This is a genomic window from Amycolatopsis coloradensis (genome assembly GCF_037997115.1).
In the GTDB taxonomy this organism is placed as follows: Bacteria; Actinomycetota; Actinomycetes; order Mycobacteriales; family Pseudonocardiaceae; genus Amycolatopsis; species Amycolatopsis coloradensis_A.
In genome coordinates this window covers 984,177-1,005,628 of sequence record NZ_CP150484.1, presented here as the reverse complement: position 1 = coordinate 1,005,628, position 21,452 = coordinate 984,177, and the positions used below count along the sequence as shown (strand labels likewise).

19 protein-coding genes are annotated in these 21,452 nt (G+C 69.2%); 11 read left to right on the top strand and 8 right to left on the bottom strand.

All coding sequences use genetic code 11. The features are described from left to right. Window positions 1-2: 2 nt before the first annotated feature. The 3 genes from LCL61_RS04500 to LCL61_RS04490 are packed head-to-tail and all read right to left on the bottom strand — an operon-like array spanning window position 3 to window position 3,924. A complete protein-coding gene (locus tag LCL61_RS04500) occupies window positions 3-1,265 on the bottom strand; it encodes a class I SAM-dependent methyltransferase (RefSeq protein ID WP_340685660.1) in 1,263 nt (420 codons plus the stop codon). Window positions 1,266-1,291: 26 nt separating this feature from the next. Next, entirely contained in the window at window positions 1,292-2,677 is a 1,386-nt protein-coding gene (locus LCL61_RS04495) for an FAD-binding oxidoreductase (RefSeq protein WP_340685659.1), read from the bottom strand. A gap of 38 nt (window positions 2,678-2,715) precedes the next feature. Beyond that, window positions 2,716-3,924 (bottom strand): SGNH/GDSL hydrolase family protein, encoded by a 1,209-nt coding sequence (locus LCL61_RS04490; protein ID WP_340685658.1) that lies wholly within the window; start codon window positions 3,922-3,924, stop codon window positions 2,716-2,718. A 114-nt stretch (window positions 3,925-4,038) separates the two neighbouring features. On the opposite strand from LCL61_RS04490, the gene LCL61_RS04485 reads away from it, so the two are divergent. The 4 genes from LCL61_RS04485 to LCL61_RS04470 all read left to right on the top strand — a co-directional run bounded on the left by LCL61_RS04485 (window position 4,039) and on the right by LCL61_RS04470 (window position 9,259). After that, on the top strand, window positions 4,039-4,410 hold the full coding sequence (locus LCL61_RS04485) for an MmcQ/YjbR family DNA-binding protein (RefSeq protein WP_340685657.1): 372 nt from the start codon (window positions 4,039-4,041) through the stop codon (window positions 4,408-4,410). Window positions 4,411-4,530: 120 nt separating this feature from the next. Next, the gene (locus tag LCL61_RS04480; RefSeq protein ID WP_340685656.1) at window positions 4,531-5,697 is read left to right on the top strand and encodes a sensor histidine kinase; all 1,167 of its coding nucleotides are present in this window, start codon (window positions 4,531-4,533) and stop codon (window positions 5,695-5,697) included. After that, complete coding sequence (locus LCL61_RS04475; RefSeq protein WP_340685655.1) at window positions 5,694-6,356, top strand: response regulator transcription factor; 663 nt, start codon at window positions 5,694-5,696, stop codon at window positions 6,354-6,356. Before LCL61_RS04480 ends, LCL61_RS04475 begins: the two co-directional genes overlap by 4 nt. Beyond that, window positions 6,356-9,259 (top strand): AfsR/SARP family transcriptional regulator, encoded by a 2,904-nt coding sequence (locus LCL61_RS04470; protein WP_340685654.1) that lies wholly within the window; start codon window positions 6,356-6,358, stop codon window positions 9,257-9,259. Before LCL61_RS04475 ends, LCL61_RS04470 begins: the two co-directional genes overlap by 1 nt. Here LCL61_RS04470 and LCL61_RS04465 read toward each other — a convergent pair. Continuing rightward, on the bottom strand, window positions 9,231-9,671 hold the full coding sequence (locus LCL61_RS04465) for a hypothetical protein (protein WP_340685653.1): 441 nt from the start codon (window positions 9,669-9,671) through the stop codon (window positions 9,231-9,233). The genes LCL61_RS04470 and LCL61_RS04465 overlap by 29 nt on opposite strands. Before the next feature lie 269 nt (window positions 9,672-9,940). After that, window positions 9,941-10,681 carry a carbonic anhydrase family protein gene (locus LCL61_RS04460; protein WP_340685652.1) on the bottom strand — a complete coding sequence of 247 codons (741 nt, stop codon included), beginning with the start codon at window positions 10,679-10,681 and terminating at the stop codon, window positions 9,941-9,943. Between the two features lie 243 nt (window positions 10,682-10,924). Between LCL61_RS04460 and LCL61_RS04455 the strand changes: the two genes are divergently transcribed. Continuing rightward, window positions 10,925-11,410: a hypothetical protein gene (locus LCL61_RS04455; protein WP_340685651.1), complete on the top strand. Its 486-nt coding sequence runs from the start codon at window positions 10,925-10,927 to the stop codon at window positions 11,408-11,410. Window positions 11,411-11,414: 4 nt separating this feature from the next. Here LCL61_RS04455 and LCL61_RS04450 read toward each other — a convergent pair whose 3' ends face one another. After that, the gene (locus tag LCL61_RS04450; protein WP_340685650.1) at window positions 11,415-12,068 is read right to left on the bottom strand and encodes a helix-turn-helix domain-containing protein; all 654 of its coding nucleotides are present in this window, start codon (window positions 12,066-12,068) and stop codon (window positions 11,415-11,417) included. 116 nt (window positions 12,069-12,184) lie between these two features. Here LCL61_RS04450 and LCL61_RS04445 point away from each other — a divergent pair, with 116 nt between their 5' ends. The 5 genes from LCL61_RS04445 (at window position 12,185) to LCL61_RS04425 (ending at window position 19,389) form a co-directional block, all read left to right on the top strand. Next, window positions 12,185-14,881: an MMPL family transporter gene (locus LCL61_RS04445; RefSeq protein WP_340685649.1), complete on the top strand. Its 2,697-nt coding sequence runs from the start codon at window positions 12,185-12,187 to the stop codon at window positions 14,879-14,881. Further along, entirely contained in the window at window positions 14,881-16,941 is a 2,061-nt protein-coding gene (locus tag LCL61_RS04440) for a YhgE/Pip domain-containing protein (protein ID WP_340685648.1), read from the top strand. The genes LCL61_RS04445 and LCL61_RS04440 overlap by 1 nt, the downstream gene beginning before the upstream one ends. Before the next feature lie 439 nt (window positions 16,942-17,380). After that, entirely contained in the window at window positions 17,381-18,214 is an 834-nt protein-coding gene (locus LCL61_RS04435; protein WP_340685647.1) for a class I SAM-dependent methyltransferase, read from the top strand. Continuing rightward, a complete protein-coding gene (locus LCL61_RS04430; RefSeq protein ID WP_340685646.1) occupies window positions 18,214-18,825 on the top strand; it encodes a TetR/AcrR family transcriptional regulator in 612 nt (203 codons plus the stop codon). The genes LCL61_RS04435 and LCL61_RS04430 overlap by 1 nt, the downstream gene beginning before the upstream one ends. A 102-nt stretch (window positions 18,826-18,927) precedes the next feature. Continuing rightward, complete coding sequence (locus tag LCL61_RS04425) at window positions 18,928-19,389, top strand: ATP-binding protein (protein ID WP_340685645.1); 462 nt, start codon at window positions 18,928-18,930, stop codon at window positions 19,387-19,389. Between the two features lie 6 nt (window positions 19,390-19,395). On the opposite strand, the gene LCL61_RS04420 is transcribed toward LCL61_RS04425, so the two are convergent. Both LCL61_RS04420 and LCL61_RS04415 read right to left on the bottom strand, forming a co-directional pair. Then, window positions 19,396-19,545, bottom strand: a complete 150-nt coding sequence (locus LCL61_RS04420) for a hypothetical protein (RefSeq protein ID WP_340685644.1) — start codon at window positions 19,543-19,545, stop codon at window positions 19,396-19,398. A gap of 107 nt (window positions 19,546-19,652) precedes the next feature. Then, on the bottom strand, window positions 19,653-20,264 hold the full coding sequence (locus tag LCL61_RS04415) for a TetR/AcrR family transcriptional regulator (RefSeq protein WP_340685643.1): 612 nt from the start codon (window positions 20,262-20,264) through the stop codon (window positions 19,653-19,655). A gap of 88 nt (window positions 20,265-20,352) precedes the next feature. Between LCL61_RS04415 and LCL61_RS04410 the strand changes: the two genes are divergently transcribed. Then, complete coding sequence (locus LCL61_RS04410) at window positions 20,353-21,402, top strand: NAD(P)-dependent alcohol dehydrogenase (RefSeq protein WP_340685642.1); 1,050 nt, start codon at window positions 20,353-20,355, stop codon at window positions 21,400-21,402. The last annotated feature ends 50 nt before the right edge of the window (window positions 21,403-21,452 follow it).

Sequence of the window (21,452 nt, the reverse complement as noted above, 5' to 3'; positions counted from 1 at the left end):
CGCTAAACGCCCCAGTCCGGCCTCAGTGGCATGCCCGAGTCACCGTCCGGGCCGACCTTCACCCCGAGCACCTGGTGCAGTTCGATCTCTCGCCGCTCGAAGGCGAGACGGCACGCGGCCATGTACAACGCCCAGACGCGGCTTCGCCCGGCGCCCGCTTCGGCGACGGCCGCGTCCCAGTTCGCGTCGAGGTTGGCGCACCACGCGCCGAGGGTGGTGGCGTAGTGCTCGCGGAGGTTCTCCGAATGCCGCACCTCCAGCCCGCTGTCGTGCATCGCGGTGGCGATCTCCCCGACGGACTCCAGCTCCCCGTCGGGGAAGACGTACCGGTCGATGAACCCGCGTGACCGGTGCGCGACGGAGGTGTCCGGGTTGGTGATGCAGTGGTTCAGCAGACGCCCGTGCGGCTTCAGTTTCCCGGCGAGGAAACGGAAGTACGACGGCAGGTTGCGGGCGCCGATATGCTCGGTGAGCCCGATCGACGACACCGCGTCGAAGCCCGTTTCGGTGACATCGCGGTAGTCGAGATGCCGTACTTCGGCCTTGTCCGCGAGCCCCTTGGCCACGATGTCCTTCTGCGCCCATTGCGCCTGCTCACGCGAAAGGGTCACGCCCAGCGCCTCGACACCGTAGTTCGCGACGGCGTGCTCCACCATCCCGCCCCAGCCGCAGCCGACGTCCAGCAGCCGCATCCCCGGCCGGAGGCCGAGTTTCCGGCACACCAGGTCGAATTTGTGTGCCTGCGCCTCTTCCAGTGACGCGTCGGCGGACGGATACGCGGCGCAGGTGTAGGCCATCGACGGCCCGAGCACCAGTTCGTAGAACCGGTTCGAGACGTCATAGTGGTTGGAGATCGCGTTGCTGTCCCGCGCTTTCGAGTGCCGCAGCCCATCGACCGTGCGCTTGAGGCGGCTCGGCAGTTCCTCCGCGGGCGGGGCGACGCGGCGCAGATGCGTGGGACCGAGTTTGCGCAGCAGCCACAGCCGGTCGGCGGCGCTGAGCTGATCGACCTGGGAAACGAGCGCGCGCAACGCCGTGTAGAGATCGCCGTCGACGTCGAGCGCGCCGGCGACGTAGGCACGCGCGAGACCGAGGTCCCCTGGGGACGACATCAGGTACGTCAACGCCAGCGGCGATCGCACCTCGATCGACACAGGTGCGTCCGCGGGTCCGCTCGTGCTGCCGTCAAAGGCGGTGATCGACACTTCGGTGCTCGGGCCGAGCAACCGCTCGAAGATCTCGCCGACGGTTGTCGTCTCAGCCATGGTCGTCTCTCTTCTCCGGGCCCGGGTCACCGCCGCCGCACGCATTTCGCGTACAGGTCGAGCAGGCGGCCGTCGGGGTCGTAGGCCGTCTTCAGTTTCCGGTAGGCGTCGCCGTTGTACAGCCGCCAGAACTCGTCTTCGGTATAGAAACTGTCGGAATACAGAGACTTCCGCCCGCCGAGCCGGGTCACTTCGGCCTCGATCAGCCGATTGTGCGTATCCGGTGCCTCGCCGGGCTCCAGCGGGACCGCGGACCAGAACCCGAAGTTGACGTACAGCGTTTCGGGGTCCATTTCGTACAGCGGCGAGTTCACGCCGCCCGGCCGTTGCTTCAGCGGGCAGATCCACACCGGGCTGATCGGGATCTCGCGGCGGAAGAAGTCCAGGAACTCCGCCGCCCGCGAGAGTGGTACTTCGATGTCCTGGACGATGGTCTCTTCCGGGGGAAGCCCGCGCAGCTTGAGCAGTTTCGCGGCGATCCCGAACCGGCGGTCGAGCGCCACGACCTTCCAATAGACCGAAGACCGCAGCAGCCGCCTTCCCAGCAGCAGCCGGGGGAGCCGGTGCTGCACGCCGAACGCCCGCGAGCACCAGAACCAGTCCGTGTCCCAGCGCCACAGGTAGTCGCGGACGCTCAGATGATCCGTCTCGCGGGAGCGGATCGACTTGTAGTAGATGTCGAGCCAGGTGTAGTCGCTGGTCGCGGGCGCCGAGGTGGTGAACGTGCCCAGCGTCAGGTACTGCTCGCCCGGCCCGAAGACCGTTCCGTCGACGAAGTCGGCGGACCCGTTACGACAGGCTTCGCCGAGTGCCGCGAAGTACTCCTCGGTGTCTTCGTAGCGGACGTGGTCGAGCCGCACATACGGTTCGACCGGCTCCAGTTCGATCTTCAGCCGCAGCGCGTAGCCGAGCGTCCCATACGAGTTCGGGAAGCCGTGGAACAGGTCGCTGTGCTCGTTGTCCGGCCGCGCGACGACGATCCTGCCGTCACCGGTGAGCAACTCCATCTCCAGCACCGACTCGTGCACGAGCCCGTTGCGGAACGAGGACGACTCGATGCCGAGGCCGGTGACCGCGCCGCCGAGCGTGATCGTCTTGAGCTGCGGCACGACCAGCGGCATCAGCCCGTGGAGCAGGGTCGCGTCCACCAGTTGCTCGTAGGTGACCATGCCTTCGACGTCGGCCGTACGCGCCAAGGGATCGACGTCGAGCACGTGCGTGAATCCCGAGACGTCCAGCCCCGGAGTGCTGGTCGCCTTCCGTGCCCGGAACAGGTTCGACGTCCGCTTCGCCAGCCGGATCGTGCCGTGGAGATCGGCGAGCTGCGCGCGGAGCGTTTCCGCCCGCGCTTCGTGTTCGGCGAACCGGACCAGCCGCGCCGTCTCCCGGATACCGCTGTCGCCGCTCGCCATCAGTTCATCGTGCCCCACTGAACCGCCTGGCGCAGCCCTCATTCGTGCCGGAGCCGGTGCAGCGGGACGGCGTCCGCCATGGCGGTGAAGCCTTTGTCACCGGGATGGAGGTGATCGCCGGAGTCGTACTCGGGTTTCATCCGCTGCGGGTCGGCGGGGTCGCGGATCGCCGCGTCGAAGTCGATGTATCCGTCGAAGAGCCTGCTGGTCCGGATGAACCGGTTCACCGCCTGCCGGGTCTCTTCGAGCTGCGGAGTGTACGAACCCCAGCCCTTCCACGGCGTGATCGTCGCGCCCAGCACCCGCAGGCCGCGGTCGTGCGCCCTCGTCGCGATCTGTTTCAGCGCCGAGATGATCTTGTTCGGATCGGCCTGGTGCGGGGTCTGCTGGATGTCGTTGATGCCCTCGAACACGATCGCCGTCCGTACCCCGGACTGGTTCAGGACGTCCCGGTCGAGCCTGGCCAGCGCGTTGACGCCGTAGTTGCCGCCGTCGAGCAGCAGGCGGTTCCCGCTGATCCCGGCGTTGAGCACGCCGAGGCGCGCGCTGATCTTGTCGGCGAACTGATCGGGCCAGCGCAGGTTCGCGCCCCAGGTCGAATTCGCCCCGTCGGTGATCGAGTCGCCGATCGCCACGACGCTGCCCCGCAACCCGGTGCCGCGGACGTCCACACCGGACACGTAGTGCCAGACCGCGGTCTTCTCCGGGAACGCCGCCGCCGACTCGTCGGCCGCCTTGTCGCCGTTCCGGGTGAAGTACGAGTTCTGCATCGCGAGCGGGTGGTAGGTGACCGGACCCGACGGCGTCGGGGTGTACGTGGTGACCAGCAGGTCGCCGTCCCTCGGCACGGTCAGCGCCGCGCCGTCGCTGACGATGTCGGCGCCCGGCGGCACGGTGACCTCGCGATCTCCGCCGAAGGTCAGCGTGCGCATCGTGCCGGGCACGGCCTGCGGGGTGTCCGGGCCCGCGGCGACCGCGACGGTCACGCGGCCGAACAGCACCGGAGTCCGGCCGAAGGCGTTGGACAGCCGCACGCGGACCTCGTGCCCGCCGGCGCTGGTGTGGACGATGTTGCGGATCGAGAAGTTCGGGTAGCCGTTGTCGGTCCCGGCCACCCCGGCCGCGGGCGCCGCCGCCCAGGTTCCCACCCAGCCGCTGCCGGCGGGGCTCCGCACTTGGGCTGCCGCGGCACCCGGCATCAAGCCCAGCACCAGGATTCCCGCGATGGCGAGATACTTCACGCGCATGTCGGTTCCGCCTCCACCCAGTCGGCTCCACTCATCGTCAAGGAATCACCGACAAGCGGTCAACGCCCTGGACAGGACAGGTTTCTGTCGGAGGGGGCGGTTAGCCTGAACGCCATGACACCTGCCGCTCTCCGGAAGATCTGCCTCGGCTTCCCCGGCGCCCGGGAGGAGTTCCCCTTCGGCGAGGACATCAGCGTGTTCAAAGTCGCGGGCAAGATCTTCGCGCTCGGCCCGCTCAAGGCGAAGCCGCTGCGGATCAGCCTCAAATGCGAGCCCGATCTGGCGGTCCGGCTGCGTGCCGAGCATCCGGCCATCGTCCCCGGCTACCACCTGAACAAACGGCACTGGAATACCGTCGAGCTGGACGGCTCGCTGACCGACGACTTCGTACGGGAGCTGACCGAGGACTCCTATGACCTCGTCGTCGCGGGCCTGCCGAAACGAGAACAGGAGAAACTGAACTGGGTGGCGCTCAGCCGGGAATGACCGCCCCGGGTTTCATCCGGATTTCATCCCACCGTGCTCGGCCGGCCTCCTACCGTGGGCGGAGACGGGTGCCGCCCGCCGCACGATGACTCGTTCAGCGGGACTTCCTAGGCTGATGCCGTGCTGGAGATCTTGCGGGACCGGTTCCGGGCCCGGGTGCAGGCGAGTCTCACCCGGGCCGGGCTGACCCTGCCGTGGTGGGGGGCGTTGTGCGCGAGCGCCGTGAGCTTCGTGTTCACGGTGGTCGCGTTGGTGCAAAGGGACGCCTTGCTGCCGCCCGAGCCGATCGCGCTGGCCGGTCTGATCGTGATCGCGCCGTCGGTGATCTGGGTGGTCACCGACTGGATCATGCCGTGGGTGCGGATGACGGCGCTGATCATCGCCGCCTCGGTGCTGCTCATCGAGCCCGTGCTGCCGGATTTCGCGCCGTTGCTGCTGCTGGTCGCGGCCACCGAAGCGGGCAGTGTCCTGCGGACGACGTGGGGCATCGCCCTCGTCACCATCGTGGGCGAAGCGGTCTTGGTCGTGGCGGGGATCTGGGGCGGGCTGATCGGCGGGCCGGTGTACATGGTCGCGATCCTGCTCGGCCTCAGCGGCGGGCTCATGGTCCGCTGGTACACCAGGGTGCTCGACGCCGAACGCGGCAACCGTGACGCTTCCCGTGACAAGGCCCTGCTCGCCGAACGCCAGCGGATCGCGCGTGAGGTGCACGACGTCGTCGGCCATTCGCTCAGCATCACGCTGCTGCACCTGACCGGCGCCCGGCACGCGCTGCAGCAGGACCGCGACGTCGACGAGGCGATCGAAGCGCTCACCGAAGCCGAGCAGGTGGGACGGGCCGCGATGGCCGACATCCGCCGCACGGTCGGTCTGCTCGCCGACTCCCCGTCGGGCAGCGCCCCGCTGCCGGGTGTGGAGGACATCGCGACGCTGGTGGAACGCACTCGCAGCGCCGGACTGGCGGTGCGCTATACACAGGAAGGCGACCTCGGCCGGGTAGGCGCCTCGGAAGGATTGGGCCTCTACCGGATCGTGCAGGAATCACTTGTCAACGTCGTCAAGCATGCCCCCGGCGCGACCGCGGAGGTCCGGCTGAACGCCGGCCGTTCTGGGCTGAAGCTCATCGTCAGCAACACCCTCCCCGCGACCGTCCGGCGCGCGGCGGAGGACGGTTCGGGACTGGCGGGGATGGCCGTCCGCGCGGCCCAGCTCGGCGCCGATCTCAGTGCCGGGCCCAGCGGCAGGCAGTGGATCGTGCAGGTCACCGTGCCGGGGGGCAAGCCGTGACCGCCGCCGAGATCCAGGTGCTGCTGGTCGACGACCAGGAGCTGGTCCGGTCCGGACTGCGGCGCATCCTGCGGCGCCGCGACGGGTTCGTCATCGCGGGGGAATGCGGCGACGGTTCGGAAGTTCCGGCGGCGCTGGCCGCGCACGAGGTCGACGTCATCGTGATGGACCTGCGGATGAAGAACGTCGGCGGCGTCGAGGCGACCAGGCGGCTGCGGCGGTCCGGCGGGCATCCGCCGGTGCTCGCGCTGACCACCTTCGACGACGACAACCTCTTGGCCGACGCGCTGCGGGCGGGCGCGGCCGGGTACGTCCTCAAGGATTCCCCGGCCGAGGACCTGATCCGGGCCGTGCGGGCGGTCGCCGCGGGCGACGCGTGGCTCGACCCCGGTGTCACCGGGCGGGTGCTCGCCGCGTACCGGCAGGCCGCCGGGAACGGCAGTGGCGGACGCTCACCGGAGCTGCTGACCCCGAGGGAGCAGGACGTGCTCAGGGCGATCGGCCGCGGGCTGACCAACGCGGAGATCGCCGCGACCCTCGTCATCTCGGAGGTGACCGTGAAAAGCCATATCGGCCGGATCTTCACCAAACTCCAGTTGCGGGACCGGGCGGCGGCGATCGTGTACGCGTTCGACCACGGGATCGTGGTGCCGGGCTGATGCGCAACGACGGGGGGATCATGCCGGACTCGCGACTTCGCTTCGAACTGCTCGGCCCGTTGCGGGCCTGGCACGGGGAGACCCGGCTGGATCTGGGGCCGGTCCGGCAGCAGGCAGTGCTGGCCGCGCTGCTGCTGCGCCCGGACGTGACCGTCAGCCACTACGAACTCACCGACGGGCTCTGGGAGAAGCCGCCGGAGTCGAACGTGCTGCCGGTGTACGTCCGCCGACTGCGGCAATGCCTGGACACCTCGGGTCAGAAGCCGCGGGACTCGGTGATCGTGTCCGATCGCGGCGGCTACCGGTTCGCCAGCGGCGGGGTCCGGCTGGACGTGGTCCGGCTGGAGGAGGTCGCCGCCGTCGCGGCCGCCGCCGAGGAGTCGGGCGACCTCGTCGCCGCGGTGGACACCTTCGCCGACGCGCTCCGGCTGTTCCACGGCGAGCCGCTGACGGGGCTGCCCGGCGCGTTCGTCCAAGGCGAGCGGCGACGGCTGGAGGAACGCAGGCTTCTGTTGCTGCGCCGGAAACTGCGGGCCCAGCTGAAACTCGGGCGGTTCGACGAGGTGATCGGCGAGCTGTCGGCGCTGGTGTCCGCCGACCCGCCGAGCGAGCCGCTGGCCGCGTTGCTGATGCGGGCGCTCTACGGCGGCGGGCGGCAGGCGGAGGCGCTGGAGGTGTTCACCGACGTCCGCGAGCGGCTGATCGAGCAGCTCGGCGTCGAGCCGGGTGAGGAACTGCGGCAGGTGCAGGAAGCGGTGCTGCGCGGCGACGAGACGCTGCTCGGTGTAGCGCCGCGCCGCGAACCGTCCCGCCGGATCCGCAACGAACTGCCCGCCACCAACGGCGAACTCGTCGGCAGAGACCGGGAACTCGCGCTGCTCGTCGAAGACGGCGATCCGGAGTCGGTCTCGGTCGACGCCGTCGACGGTGTCCCCGGTGCCGGGAAGACCACGCTCGCGGTGCGTGCGGCCCACCGGCTCCGTGAGTCCTATCCGGACGGTGCGTTGTTCGTGGATCTCCACGGCTACACCGAAGGTCGCGAGCCGGTGACGCCGGAGCGCGCGCTGCGGCGGTTGCTGCGCGCGGTCGGTGTCGAGGACGGGGCGATGCCGGACGATCTCGACGAACTGGCCGCGTCGTGGCGGGCGGCGACCGCGCAGCTGCGGTTGCTGCTGGTTCTCGACAACGCCGAGTCCGCAGGCCAGGTGCGGCCGCTGCTGCCGTCCGGGCCGGGTAGCCGCGTGCTGGTGACCAGCCGCCGTCGGCTGTCCGGTTTGGACGCCGACCGCCGCGTTTCCCTTGGCGCGCTGGGTCTCGATGCGGCCGAGCGGCTGCTCGGCCGCATAGTGGGGGCGCCGAGGGCGGAGGGGGAGCGGTTCGCCGTGCGCGCGCTCGCCGGGCTGTGCGGTCGGCTGCCGCTCGCGCTGCGGATCGCGGGTGCCCGGTTACAGAACCGTCCGATGTGGACGTTCAAGGACCTGGTCGACCGGATGTCGGACGACGAGCGCAGGCTCGGTGAACTGACGGCCGAGGACCGCAGTGTCGAGGTAGCGCTTCGCCTGTCGTACGACCAGTTGCGGCCCGCTGAGCAGAACGCGTTCAGCGTGCTCGGCCTGTCGCCGACGACCGAATTCGACCGGCTGTCGGTCGCCGCCCTGCTGGACTGCTCGCCCGCCGAAGCCGAGCGGCGGCTGGAAAGTCTGGTCGACGCCAGCCTCGTGCAGGAGCCCGCGAGCGGCCGATACCGGCTGCACGACCTGGTGGCGGTCTACGCCCGGCGGCTCGCCGGGGAGATGCCCGAAGGCGCCGCCGAGGCGGCGCGAAAACGGGTGTACGGGCTCTACCTCAGTGCCGCTCGCCGGGCGAGCGAGTGGGGTGTCGCGCGATTCCCGGTGGAGACCGGAGGACCGTTCACCGGCCAGCGTGACGCTTCCGCCTGGCTCGACGCGGCCGGCGACCTGCCGGAGGTGGTCTCGCAAGCGGCCGAAGCCGGGCTGGCCGACCTCGCGTGCTCGGTCGCCGAGGGGCTGGTCGACTATCTCGCGCGTCAGCAGCGGTACCACGAATGCCGGACGGCGTTGCAGGTCGCGCTGCCGCTCGCGGAACAGGCCGAAGACGAACGCCTGGTCTCGTCGTTGCGGTTCTGCCTGGGCTACGCCTATGCCATGCAAGGGCAACTCGACCGGGCTCGTGGCTGGTTCGACGACGCGCTGCGGGCGGGCCAGGCATCGGGCGACCGCGGAGTGGAGGCGCGGGCGCTCGGCGGGCTCACCATGGCGGATCTGATCGCCGGGCGGCACGATCTCGCCATTTCCGGGATGCGGCGGGTGATGATCCTCGCCGAGGAGGTGGGGGACAGCTGGCTCGCCGAACGGTCGCTGTCCGCCCTGGGGTATCTCGCCTACCTGCAGGGCGAGCACGAAGAGGCGCTCGTCCACCTCGGCCGCGCTCGTGAGCTGAGCGAGGAGATCGGCAGTCCGGGGATGCTGGCCAGGGTGCTGTGCCACAGCGGCACCGTCCGCCTCGAAACCGGCAGGTTCGCCGAAGCGGTGCTGGACTTCCGGCGCTCCGTCGAACTCGCCGAGGAGACCACGGACGGCCTGCTGGCCGCCACCAGCCTCGCCAGGATGGGCGCCGCGGAACTGGAACTGGGGAATCTCGACGCGGCTTTCGAACTCCAGCGGCGGGCGCTGACAGCGGTCACCGAGGAGACGATCGTCGGGATGGAGTCCGAGATCCGCAACCGGCTCGGCCGCACCCATCTCGCCGCGGGAGATCCGGTGGCCGCCAGGGAACACTTCGAGTGGGTACTGACCACCATCGGTCCCGACGGCGATTCCCTCCAGCGCACTCTCGCGCTGGAAGGTCTGGACCTCACCAGACAGTCGGCACGCCGGCGTTGATGATCGTGAAGCGGTGCCCCGCCATGCTCGTCCGCCAGCGCGCGAAGTAGGCGTCGGCCGCGTCGGCCAGGTGCACCCCGGCGCGGACCTCGTGGACGACGCAAGCCCATTCCGCGCCGTCGCACAGCACCAGCTCCCGCGGTGCCCCGCGCTTGCGGAGCACGGAAGAGCAGAGGGCGCCGCGTCTGCCGACGTTGCCGTCGTCGAGGCAGTGACGGAGGTCTTCAACGGCGTGGGCGGCCGTCTCGAACAGCGTCCACCGGTACTTCGGCGACGGGCGGCCGTCGGCCCACGGCGTGGAGAACGCGGCCCAGCTCCAGCCCGGTCCGACGAGCCCATCCCGTTCCCCGGGACTCGGCGAGTCTTCCCTGGGCAGCACCATGTTGTAGGGGGTCCGGCTCGCCGGGCTCATGCACGTCTCCTCGTGGACCACCGGTCCGCGGCCGCGGATCCGTGCCCGGAACCGTAAAGCGGAGCCATGAAATCCCGATGAAACGAGACCTGACCGATCGGTACTCGGCTGCGCGTGACTGCTGATGCAGGTGGAGCGCACGTGGCGGTCGCCAAGGTGGTGAAGGCCTCCTTCCCTACCCTCAAGGTAGGCAAGGAGGCCTTCACGGACCGGGGCCCGGGATCAACCGCAGGCACTAAGACACCCTTGGTTCCAACCGTCATTACCACTCACGAGCTCTGCGGCACCACGGTCAACTTCCGTCCGTTGAGCGGCTGGGGCTCGCGGGCGTTGCCGTCGCCGAACAGGCCACGGAACCGGGCGATCGTCGACGGCGAGACGGTCTGCTCGGACATCAGGAACCACTGCACGCCTTCGGAGAACGGGGCCGTGGTGAGCGAGCCTTGATACCGGAGTGTGCTCCTGTTCCGGGGCAGGAGCGTGTCGAGGTCGAAGTCCGCCAGTGCCACCGGTTCCCCGCATTCCGGGGCGAGCGTCGCCAGGACGTGATCCACCGGCGACCCGGCGCCCGCGCGCAGGGGCACGCCGATCACCAGCAGTTTCCCGGCGGCGCCGCGGTGCACGAAATGCATTTCCAACGGATCGGCGCGGCCCTGGAAGCGGTGCTCCGACGGAGTGTGGAAATGGAACTGTTCGAGTTCGTAGCGAACCCCGGCGAGGGTGACGTGCCCGGTGCCCGGCCGGACCACGGCCTCTTCGGTTTCTTCGTGATTCCTCGTGCCGCAGCCGTTGGTGTCCGAGGTGTCCTTCCGGATGTATTCGAGGTCGAGATCCGAATGGCCGTAGGAGATCTCCAGCCTCGGCTGAGCGGGATCGAACCTGATGGCGCCGGGGGAGATGTCGACCGGGCTCTGCGTGGGCTGACGCGATTGGGCGGTACCGCCCGCGGCGAGCAGGAATCCGGTGAGGACGAGGGGAACGACGAATGCGGTAAGGCGCCTGCGCGTCACGCTCTGAACCTTTCGAGGACCCGGACGAACTATGATCATCCGGACAAATTCGGCCGCACCCGATGTAGTGGCGCGGACGAGAAGAACACATCTTTTTCCTGTGCCGAAGAAGGCGCAAGCCCCCTGATCCGGCCGATTTCCGACATATTCTCTCCTTTCGTGCGAAACGGAATGTGATTCGTGCCGGCGTTCCCCGAGATGGTCACTGTGCGCATCTGGTCGGACACCCGTAGTCTTCGGCAGGTGTCGATCTTGTCTGTGCTTCTCGCCCTGGTGACCCTTTTTCCCGCCGTGGACCCGGTTTCGCGAACCGGTGCCTGTGCGGGAACCGAGGGGGTGACCGTCGCGGTCGGCATGGCGGCCGGAGTGCTCGTGCGATGCGTGCCCGGCTCACCCGGTGACGCGCTGGCCGCGCTCGAGCGTTCCGGGCTCGCGGTACGGCTGGGGAGCGGAACCGGACCGTATGGGGATTCTCGCTACGTCTGCGCCATCGAAGGTCTTCCTGGCGACGATGCCTGTGCCGGTCATCGGCAGGGCGCGCCGTTCTGGAAGGTGTGGCGCGTCGGGCTGGATCCCGTCGCGTGGCGCGAATCCGGCACCCAGGGCGGGCCCCGCGCGGTGCGGGTCTGCCCCGGCGGGCTCGTCGGGTTCGGTTTCGGGACCTCGCAACCGACGGTGGCGCCGGAGCAGGTCGTGACCACGCCCGGCTGGCTCCCGCCCCGGTGCTGAAGGATCAGTTCGCCGGGACGATGAGCGAGGCCATCACCTTCGGGATCAGCTCGCTGACGAACCGGCCGTCGGCGGGGAGTTCGCTGCCGTCCAGCAGGTAGTTCTGCAGTCCTTGCTCGTAAAGGGCGACCAGGACGAGCACCGCGTCGTCCGCGGAGATCGTCAGCCGCCTGCCGATCCGGTCGAGCGTGCCGACCAGGATCGCGCCCAGTTCGGTGTGGAAATGCCGGAACGCGGCGCCGATCCGGTCGCGGATCTCCGGCTGCCGCAGGCCCTGCGTGCGGAATTCCGCGCACAGCAGGTACCAGTCCTTGTCCGCGTTGAGCGCGACCATGAACAGTTCGGCGATCCGCCCGAGGGTGGGGGAGAGGTCTTCGTGCGCGCCGACGGCGGCCTCGCCGAGCACGCTCTCGGTGGCCTCGCGGAACCGTTCGAGCCGGAGGGTGTTCTCCTCCTGGAACAAGGCAAGGAAGAGGTCTTCCTTCGAGCTGAAGTTCGAGTAGAAGGCGCCGCGGGTGAAGCCGGCGCGTTCGCAGATCAGCTCGACCGGGGTGTCCCGGATGCCGCGTTCGGAGAAGGCCTCGTATGCCGCGTCGATCAGCCGTCGGCGGGTATCCGCCCGGCGCCTGGTCATGGTGGCGCCCCGCTCCTCGGTCATCTCGCCATTCTTTCGCATCGGCCCGGTTCACCCGGCTGTGGGACAGGATACATCGTGAATCGGATACACCGTGCATTACGATACGCCATGTATCCAACGACTGCCGGGAGCCGATCGTGTCGTCATTCCTCTACCGCCTCGGCAGGCTGGCCGCTCGCGGACGCGTGCTGGTCACCGCGTTATGGCTGGTCATGCTGTGTGTCGCCGGCGGCGCGGCGCTGCTGTTCGGCCAGGGGACCGACGACACGTTCGCGATCCCGGGCTCGGAGTCCCAAGAGGCACTCGACCACCTCGGCCGGGTTTTCCCGCAGGTGAGCGGGACTTCGGCACAGTTGGTCGTGCTCGTTCCCGAAGGGCGGCGGGCGGATGCCGCCGTCGTGCGCGACTCCGTCTCCGCCGCGGTGCCCGAGCTGAGCCGGGCCCCACAGGTCGCGACGGTGGTGAACCCCTTCGACCCGAACGTGCACGACGCGGTGTCCAAGGACGGCCGCGCCGCGTTGGTCACCGTGCAGCTCGACGTCGGGCTCGCCGACATCCAGCCGTCGACGAGGACCGCGCTCGCCGGGATCGCGCAGGACCTGGAGAACCGGATCGGCCACGGCACCGAGGTGCTCACCGGCGGCGACGCGTTCTCGGACAAGGTGCCGAAGCTCAGCCCCACCGAGGGGATCGGTCTCGTCATCGCGCTCGTGGTGCTGCTGATGGTGTTCGGTTCGTTCATCGCGGCCGGAATGCCGTTGCTGACGGCGATCCTCGGCGTCGGGGTCTCGGTGGCGCTGGTCTACGCGGCGACCTCGGTGGCGACCGTGTCCTCCACGGCGCCGATGCTCGCGGTCATGCTCGGGCTCGCCGTCGGCATCGACTACGCGCTCTTCCTGCTTTCCCGGCACCGGGATCAGCTCGCCGAGGGACTCGAAGTCGAAGAGTCCGTCGCGAGGGCGACCGCCACCGCGGGATCCGCGGTCATCTTCGCCGGGCTCACCGTGGTGATCGCCCTGCTGGGCCTGTTCGTCGCGGGGATCCCGTTCCTGACCACCATGGGTGTCGCGGCGGCGGGCGGTGTCGCCGTCGCGGTGATCGTGGCCATCACGCTCATCCCCGCGCTGCTGGCGTTCGCCGGCGAGCGGTTGCGGCCCAAGAAACCGCGCAAGGCAAGGAAGACCAAGAAGAAGCCGCGTTTCAGCCTCCGCTGGGTCCGGCTCGCCACGAAATCGCCGTGGGTGACGATCGCGCTGATCGTCGGGGTGCTCCTGGTCGCGTCGGCGCCCGCGCTGGATCTCCGGCTCGCCTTGCCGGACAACGGAACCGACGAGGACGGCACGCCTGCCCGCGTCGCCTACGACGTCGTCGCCGAGCATTTCGGGCCCGGCTTCAACGGCCCGCTGGTCGTCACCGCGGACATCCTGTCGACCACCGACCCGATCGGGATCACCAGCGGTATCGCCGACGACATCCGCGGGGTGCCCGGCGTCGCCGTCGTCCCGCTCGCCACGCCGAACCCCAAGGGCGACACCGCCATCATCCAGGTCGTGCCGACGACCGGCGCGTACGACGAGGCGACCGACGACCTCGTCGAACGACTGCGCGCGATGGAAGGGCAGTTCAAGGAGCGGTACGGCGTGCAGACCGCGGTCACCGGGTTCACCGCAGTCGGCATCGACGTGTCCACGCAGCTCGGCGACGCGTTGCTGCCGTTCGGCATCCTGGTCGTCGGGCTTTCGCTGGTGCTGCTGGCGATGGTGTTCCGCTCGATCCTCGTCCCGCTCAAAGCCACCTTCGGATACCTGCTGTCGATCGGCGCCGCGTTCGGCGCCACGTCGTTCGTGTTCGGGCAAGGACATCTGGCCGAGGCGCTCGGGGTGACCCGCACCGGCAGTGTGATCAGCTTCCTGCCGATCATCCTGATGGGTGTCCTTTTCGGACTCGCCATGGACTACGAGGTGTTCCTGGTGTCCCGGATCCGGGAGGACTACGTCCATCACGGCGACGCGCACAAGGCGATCGAGACGGGGTTCGTGTCCGCGTCGAGGGTCGTGACCGCGGCGGCGGTGATCATGCTGGGCGTGTTCGCCGCGTTCGTGCCCGACGGCAGCGCCACGATCAAACCGATCGCGTTCAGTCTCGCCGTCGGCGTGTTCGTGGACGCCTTCCTCGTGCGGATGACCCTCGTCCCGGCGATCCTGGCGCTGCTGGGCCCACGCGCCTGGGGGCTGCCGCCGTGGCTGGACCGCAAACTCCCGGTGTTCGACGCCGAGGGCGACGGTCTCGTCCACGAACTGCGGCTCGCCGACTGGCCCGCGCCCGGCTCGGCCGAAGTGATCAGCGCCGCCGGTCTCCGCGTCGACGACGACCGCGGGCGCACCGTCTTCCGCGACGTCGAACTGCACCTCGGCCCGGGAGAGATCCTCGCCGTGCACGGTTCCGGCCCGGCGGGCAAGAGCGCCCTGCTCTACGCGCTGGCCGGTCGTGTCCCGCACGTTCGCGGTGACCTGAAGGTCCTCGGCCGGGTGCTGCCACAGCACGCGCACGCGGTCCGGCGGAAGGTCGCTTTCATCGCCTGCAAGGAGACCGACGACCCGGCCGGGGAGGTCCGCCGCGCGCTCGACGACGGCGTCGGCCTCGTCTTCCTCGACGACCTGGACACCGTCGTCGCCACCGCGCAGCGCGCCGGGTTGCGAGCGGCGTTCGCGAGCAGGGCCGCGACGTTCGCCGTGTCCTGCCAGAGCCTCGCGATCGTGCGGGATCTGCTGCCCACCACCGCCGTCGCGGGCCTCGCCATGGCGCCCGCCACCGTCCCCGCCGAGGTCCGCTGATGCCCCGCTTCTTCACCGGCTCCGCCCGTGCCACCGCCTTCGGCCCGCTGACCTGGAAGACCTGGCTCGGGATCGTGCTCGTCCCGGTGATCGTCGCACTCGGTCTGGCGTGGGCGTTCTGGTCGCCCGACGGCGACCATGGCGCGGCCAAGGCCGCCGTGGTCAACAACGACGAGCCGGTGACCGTGAACGGCCAGGTGATCCCGCTCGGCCGCGAGCTGGCCGGAAATCTCGTGCATGGCGAGGATTCCGCGTACACCTGGGTGCTCACCGACGCCGAGGACGCGAAGGAAGGCATCTCCGACGGGACGTATTCGGCGGTCGTCACCATCCCGCCGGACTTCTCCGCACAGGCCACGTCGACGACCGGGAAGCCGCTCGACGCGAAGCAGGCGATCATGCGCGTCGAAACATCGCAGCGCACCGGCCTCGTCGACCCGGTGGCGAGCCGGGAAGTCGCGAACGCGACGCTCACCGCGCTGAACCGCCAGATCGTCGAGACCTATGTGGACAATCTGTACGTCGGATTCTCGTCGATTCACCAGCAGCTCGTGACCGCGGCCGACGGCGGCGATCAGCTCGTCGTCGGGCTGCGCCAGTTGTCCGACGGAACCGGGAAACTGGCCGCGGGAGCGGGAGAACTCGCCGGTGGGGCGGGAAAGCTCAGCGGTGCGGCCGGTCAGCTGGCGGACGGCGCCCGTAAGCTCGCGAACGGCACCGGGCAGCTCGCCGACGGCTCCGGCCGGTTGTCGTCGGGGCTGACCCAGGCGGAGAAGGACACCGCGCAACTGCCCCGGTTGACCAGAGAACTGGCCGACGGGGCGCAGCAGGTCGCGAACGGCAACAAGCAGCTGGCCGACAAGATCTCGCCGCTGGCGGACAAGGTCGTGCGGATCATCGACGCGCTGCCCACGGCGGGCGATTCGGCGCGGAAGTTCGCCGAGCTGGCGCAGAAGTGCGAGCAGGACACCAAGTTCTGCGCCGATCTGAAGGCCGCTTCGGAAAAGCTCACGGCCGATGCCGCGATCCTCGACGGCAAACGCGCCGAGATCCGCGACGCCGTCGTGCGGACGAAGAAGGCGGTGCAAGACCTTTCGGCGGGCTCCCAGAAGGTCGCCGACGGCAACAAGCAGCTCGCGGACAGGTCGAAGGACCTCGCGGGCGGCATCGGCACCGCGGCCGCCGGTGCGCGGAAACTCGACGCCGGCGTCAAGGCCGCAGACTCGGGTGCGCGGCAGCTCGCCGACGGGTCCGGTCAGCTCGCCGGTGGCGCGACCACCCTGTCGACCGGCGCGGGTGAACTCGCCACCGGTGCCCGCACCGCCGCCGATGGCGCCGAGCGCGCCGAATCCGGCGCGTCCGAGTTGGCCAAGGGCCTCGACGACGGCCGGGGCAAGGTGCCCGACTACACCCAGGCCGAACGCGATCACCTCAAACAGGTCGCCGCCACGCCCGCGATCGCCGACACCGCGGGCTCGGGAACGTTCGGCGAAGGCGCGGTGGCGCTGATCCTCGTGCTGGCGCTGTGGGTGTGCGCGCTGGCGACGTACCAGGTGATCCAGGCGGTGCCGCCGAGCGTGCTCACCACCCGCGAACCGAGCTGGCGGATCATCCTCGCCGCGGCCGTCCCCGGTGCGACGCTGGCGGTGCTGACCGCGTTGATCCTGACCGGGGTGTTCTGGGCGTTCCTCGGCCTGAGTTTCGGAAAGGCCGTGACCCTGCTGGTGCTCCTTGTCCTCGCGGCGGGGACGTTCACCGTGGTGAACCAAGCGCTGGTGGCGATCTTCAAACGCCCTGGCCGTTTCGCCGCCCTCGCGATTCTCGTGCTCACTGTCGGCGCTTCGCTGATTTCGACCGTGCCCGGCTTCTTCGGGACCGTGCTGGGGATCCTGCCGACCAACGGCGCGCTGGTCGCGCTGCGATCGCTGCTGACGGGGACGGACGGCCTGGCGTCGGGGATCGTGCAGCTGGTGGTGTGGCTGGGAATCGGGACGCTGGCGATGATCCTGGTGACGGACCGGCGGCGCTCCTTGCCGGGCAGGGAGCTTCGGCTGGCGTAGGCCGTCATTACCGGCGCCCGTGCCGGCCTTAAGTACATGAAGGCCCCTTCACTTGCGCCTGACGCAAGTGAAGGGGGCCTTCACGCGCGGCAGTTGTGCCTGCTGTGGTCGCGGTGTACCTGGGACGAGAGCGGCGACCCTGACGGTAGTGAAGGCCTCCTTCACTACCGTCAAGGTAGGCAAGGAGGCCTTCACGGACACATGATCAGCCCCAGCCAAATCCAGCAGGTACCCAAGACGCTCTTGGCTGTATCGAGACGCCACTCAGTCTTACCCCTACCCCGTATATGACGCACGTCGCTGCTCCATGCCCCCTCCAGGTGTCCGCAGGCCCCTGCGGTACACCCCTGGGGCATGTGCCGCTTGACGAGCGGACCAGACCTCCTCCAGTATGAACACATGTTCATGAACGCAGGTTCATAACGGAGGAGGTTCTGGGATGTCCGGCATCGTCAACACCGCGCAGTCCGAGGCGTGGAACGGCTACGAGGGACGGCACTGGGCCGAGCACGACGAGCGCTACGACGCGGTGAACAGTGGGTTCAACGAATTCCTGTTCGACGCCGCCGGAATCGGCGAGCGGGACCGGGTGCTCGACATCGGCTGCGGCAACGGGCAGGTGACCAGGCTCGCCGCCGTCCGTGCGCCCCTCGGGGGATCGACCGGGATCGACCTGTCCGCGCCGATGCTCGCCACGGCGCGGGCGCGCGCGGAGGCCGAAGGTGTCGCGAACGTGGTGTTCGAACAGGGTGATGTCCAGGTCTTCCCGTTCGGGGACGGGGTTTTCGACGTCGCGCTCAGCCGGTTCGCGGTGACGTTCTTCGCCGATCCGGTCGCCGCTTTCGCGAACGTCCGCCGGGCGCTGAAACCGGGCGGCAGGCTCGCCTTTCTGTGCATGACCGCGCTCGCCGGAACCGATCTCGGTGCAGTTTTCGGTGCACTGGCGCCGTTTCTGCCGACCCCGACCGGCGAGGACGGCACGGGCCCGACGGCGTTCGCAGACCCGGCGCGGGTTCGCTCGGTGCTGACCGGTGCCGGGTTCCGCGATGTCGCCTGCGACCGTGTCGAGGCGGACCAGGTGTGGGGAAGGGATGTGCCCGACGCGGCCGGATTCATCGCGGACTGGGGTCCGGTCAAGTACCACCTCGGCCAGGTGAGCGCCGAAGCGGCGAACAGTGTCCGAGAAGCGCTTTCCGCCGCGCTAGGGCCTTTTGAGGGTTCCGGCGGTGTCCGGTTGCGCGGCGCCGCCTGGCTGGTCAGGGCGAAATCCTGATGTCACCGAGAAAAGCGGCCGCCCTGCGCCACGCGGAAGACGGCCGGAGCCTGCGCGAGCACCTGATCGGCACCGCTGCGGACCTGATTTCCGCGCACGGCACCGCGGAACTCACGGTGCGGGTGATCGCGCGTGCGGCTGGAGTCGCCGATGGCGTGCTGTACAACCATTTCGCCGACAAGGAGGAGTTGCTCGCCGACGCACTGGCCGAACACGTACGGAGAGTAGAAGCCGGACTCGGCGAGCTGCCCGACCCCGGTTCGGCTACGGTCGAGGCCAATCTCCGTGCTCACGTGGCGTACGGGTTGGCTCTGCACAAGGAGATCCTGCCCGCGTTCGCCGGGCTGCTGGCCCGTCCCGTCGTGCTCGCGCGGTTCGGGGAACGGACAGGCGACGGCGAGACCTGGCGCGATCGTCTCGCCGGATACCTGCGGGCGGAAAGGGAACTGGGCAGGCTGGACGGCGATGTCGGCGCGGCGGCGGCGATGCTGGTCGGTGTCTGCCACGAAACAGTGCTCTCCGCTCTGCTTCCGCACGGCCCCTCGGTGACCGGTTCGCCGGAGGTGGAGGCCGTGGTCAGGACGGTGCTGGAGGGTATCGCGGCCCGATGATCGGAGTGCCGGGTCCGACACGGGTTGATCGGCGGGCGTTCTGGGTAACCCGGATGTGCGACTTCAGCAGGGAGGCCGCGCGCGACGGGAAAGGGTGGCTCCATGATCAGTATCGCGGAGCATCCGGTGCCGGGAACCTGGGTGCTTGACCTGCGAGCCACGACGCCACGGGCGTTGCCGGACATGCGTGCCTGGGTGGTCAGATGCCTTCCCGATCTCGGCGAGAAGCATCTCGACGACGTTCTGCTGGCGGCGACGGAACTCGTCGCCAACGCGTACGTGCACGGGGGTGGCGCGCGCCACATCCAGCTGTGGCGTGGCGTGACACCCTGCGCGGTGCGCATCGAGGTCGCGGACGTCAGTGTCGAGCAACCCCGGGCGCGGTGTTCGCAGATCGAGGATCCCCGCGGCCGCGGGCTGCTCGTCGTCGACGGGGTGGCGGTGCAGTGGGGCGTCCGGCGTGAGCCGGTGCGGGGCGGGAAGATCGTCTGGGCGCACATCCGGTGCGACGGCCGTTGTCCGGAAGCGCCCCCGCGCGTGCGCACGAGGCGCTCCCGGAACTGACCGGACTCAGGCCGCAACAGCCACCTCGCAGACGTGACCACCGAAGTTGACCAGCAGACCGGCGACCGCCGCGCCGAACGCGGTCGACATCGCCAGGATCGTCGCGATCGTGGCCGCCGCCTGCCGGTGCTCGTATGGCGGCCCAGTTCCCGCCACGATCCGACCTCTTGCCCGATGCTCACGCGGTTCTCCTTGTTGTCGAAAGGAATTGCGCTTCGCATCCTGTCGGCGCGGGGAGGCTCGGTAATCGGACAAATCAGACGTTAATCAGGTCGCATTTTCGTGCGGCCTTCGATGGCGGCGCGGGCGGCCTCTACCGACTTCCGGACGACGACTTCCGTGGAGTAGCCCTGTTTCGTGAAGACGCCATCGAGATAGAACGTGCCGTAGCCGTGCGCCTGAGTGAACAGCTGCTCCATCAGTTCGAGCCCGTCCTGCGGCCGGTCCGCGACGGTCAGGCAGAGCATGACGAACTGGTCGGTCAGGCGGCGGGTCTGCTCGTGCAGGGTGGCGTGCTCGGGCCCCTGGAGGCCGTCCGAGTAGATGATGTTCATCCCTGCCCGGCGTTCGATGAGGTATTCCGTGTACGCGCCGGCGGCCGCGGCGAGTGCGGCGACGGGGTCGCTCTCGGCCTCGATGGCTTCTTGCACCCTGTCGGCCAGCTGGCAGGCGACGGTGGCCGCGATCGCGGCCAGCAGGCTCTCCTTGTCCGGGAAGTGTCGATAGGGCGCCCCCGGGCTGACTTTCGCGCGCCTGGCGACCTCGGCGACCGAGAACGCGCCGAGCCCCTGTTCGGCGATCAGGTCCAGCGAGACCCGCACGAGTTCGGCGCGGAGGTCGCCGTGATGGTACTTGCCGCCCATGTCGTGGATCACACCGTCCCGGTCGCGGAATATGTAAGAGCCCTCTTACGCTCGTTGTAAGTGACCTCTTACATGGTCTCACTGTTTCTCGGAGGGTTTCATGACGACGACCACGCACGCCATCGCCGCGCCGTCCCCGGGCGCCGCTCTGTCGCCGACGACGATCGAGCGTCGCGACCTGCGTCCGGACGACGTGTTGATCGACATCGCGTACGCGGGGATCTGCCACAGCGACATCCACCAGGTGAAGGAGGACTGGGGCAGCGCGATCTTCCCGATGGTCCCCGGTCACGAGATCGCCGGCGTCGTCGCGGCGGTCGGCTCCGACGTGACGAAGTACCGGGTCGGCGACCGCGTCGGGGTCGGCTGCATGGTCGATTCCTGTGGCGAGTGCGAATACTGTCTCGCGGGCACCGAGCAGTTCTGCGTAAAGGGGAACATCCAGACGTACAACGGTGTCGGGTTCGACGGCGAGAACACCTACGGCGGTTACAGCAGGCAGATCGTCGTGAAGGACGCCTTCGTCTGCCGTATCCCGGAACGGATCGGCCTCGACGTCGCCGCTCCGCTGCTGTGCGCGGGCATCACCACCTACTCCCCGCTGAACCGCTGGGGCGCCGGGCCGGGCAAGAAGGTCGCCGTCGTCGGCCTCGGCGGGCTCGGCCACATGGCGGTCAAGATCGCGGTCGCCATGGGCGCCGAGGTCACCGTGCTCAGCCAGAGCCTGAAGAAGCAGGAAGACGGCCTGAAGCTGGGTGCGAAGGACTACTTCGCGACCGGTGACGCGTCGACGTTCAAGACGCTGCGCGGCCGCTTCGACCTGATCCTCAATACCGTTTCCGCGACGCTGCCCGTCGATTCCTACCTCGGCATGCTGCGGGTCGGCGGGGCGATGGTGAACGTCGGTGCGCCCGGCGAACCGTTGTCGTACAACGCCTTCTCGCTGCTCGGCGGGAACAGGGTGCTCGCCGGTTCGATGATCGGCGGAATCGCCGAGACCCAGGAGATGCTCGACTTCTGCGCCGAGCACGGGATCGGCGCGGAGATCGAGACGATCTCGGCCGACCAGGTGAACGTGGCCTACGACCGGGTCGAGAACAGCGACGTCCGGTACCGGTTCGTCATCGACGCGGCGACCATCGGCGCCTGATCCGCCCGACCGGCTCGTGAGTGGTAAGGACGGTTCTAAAGATCGGAAGA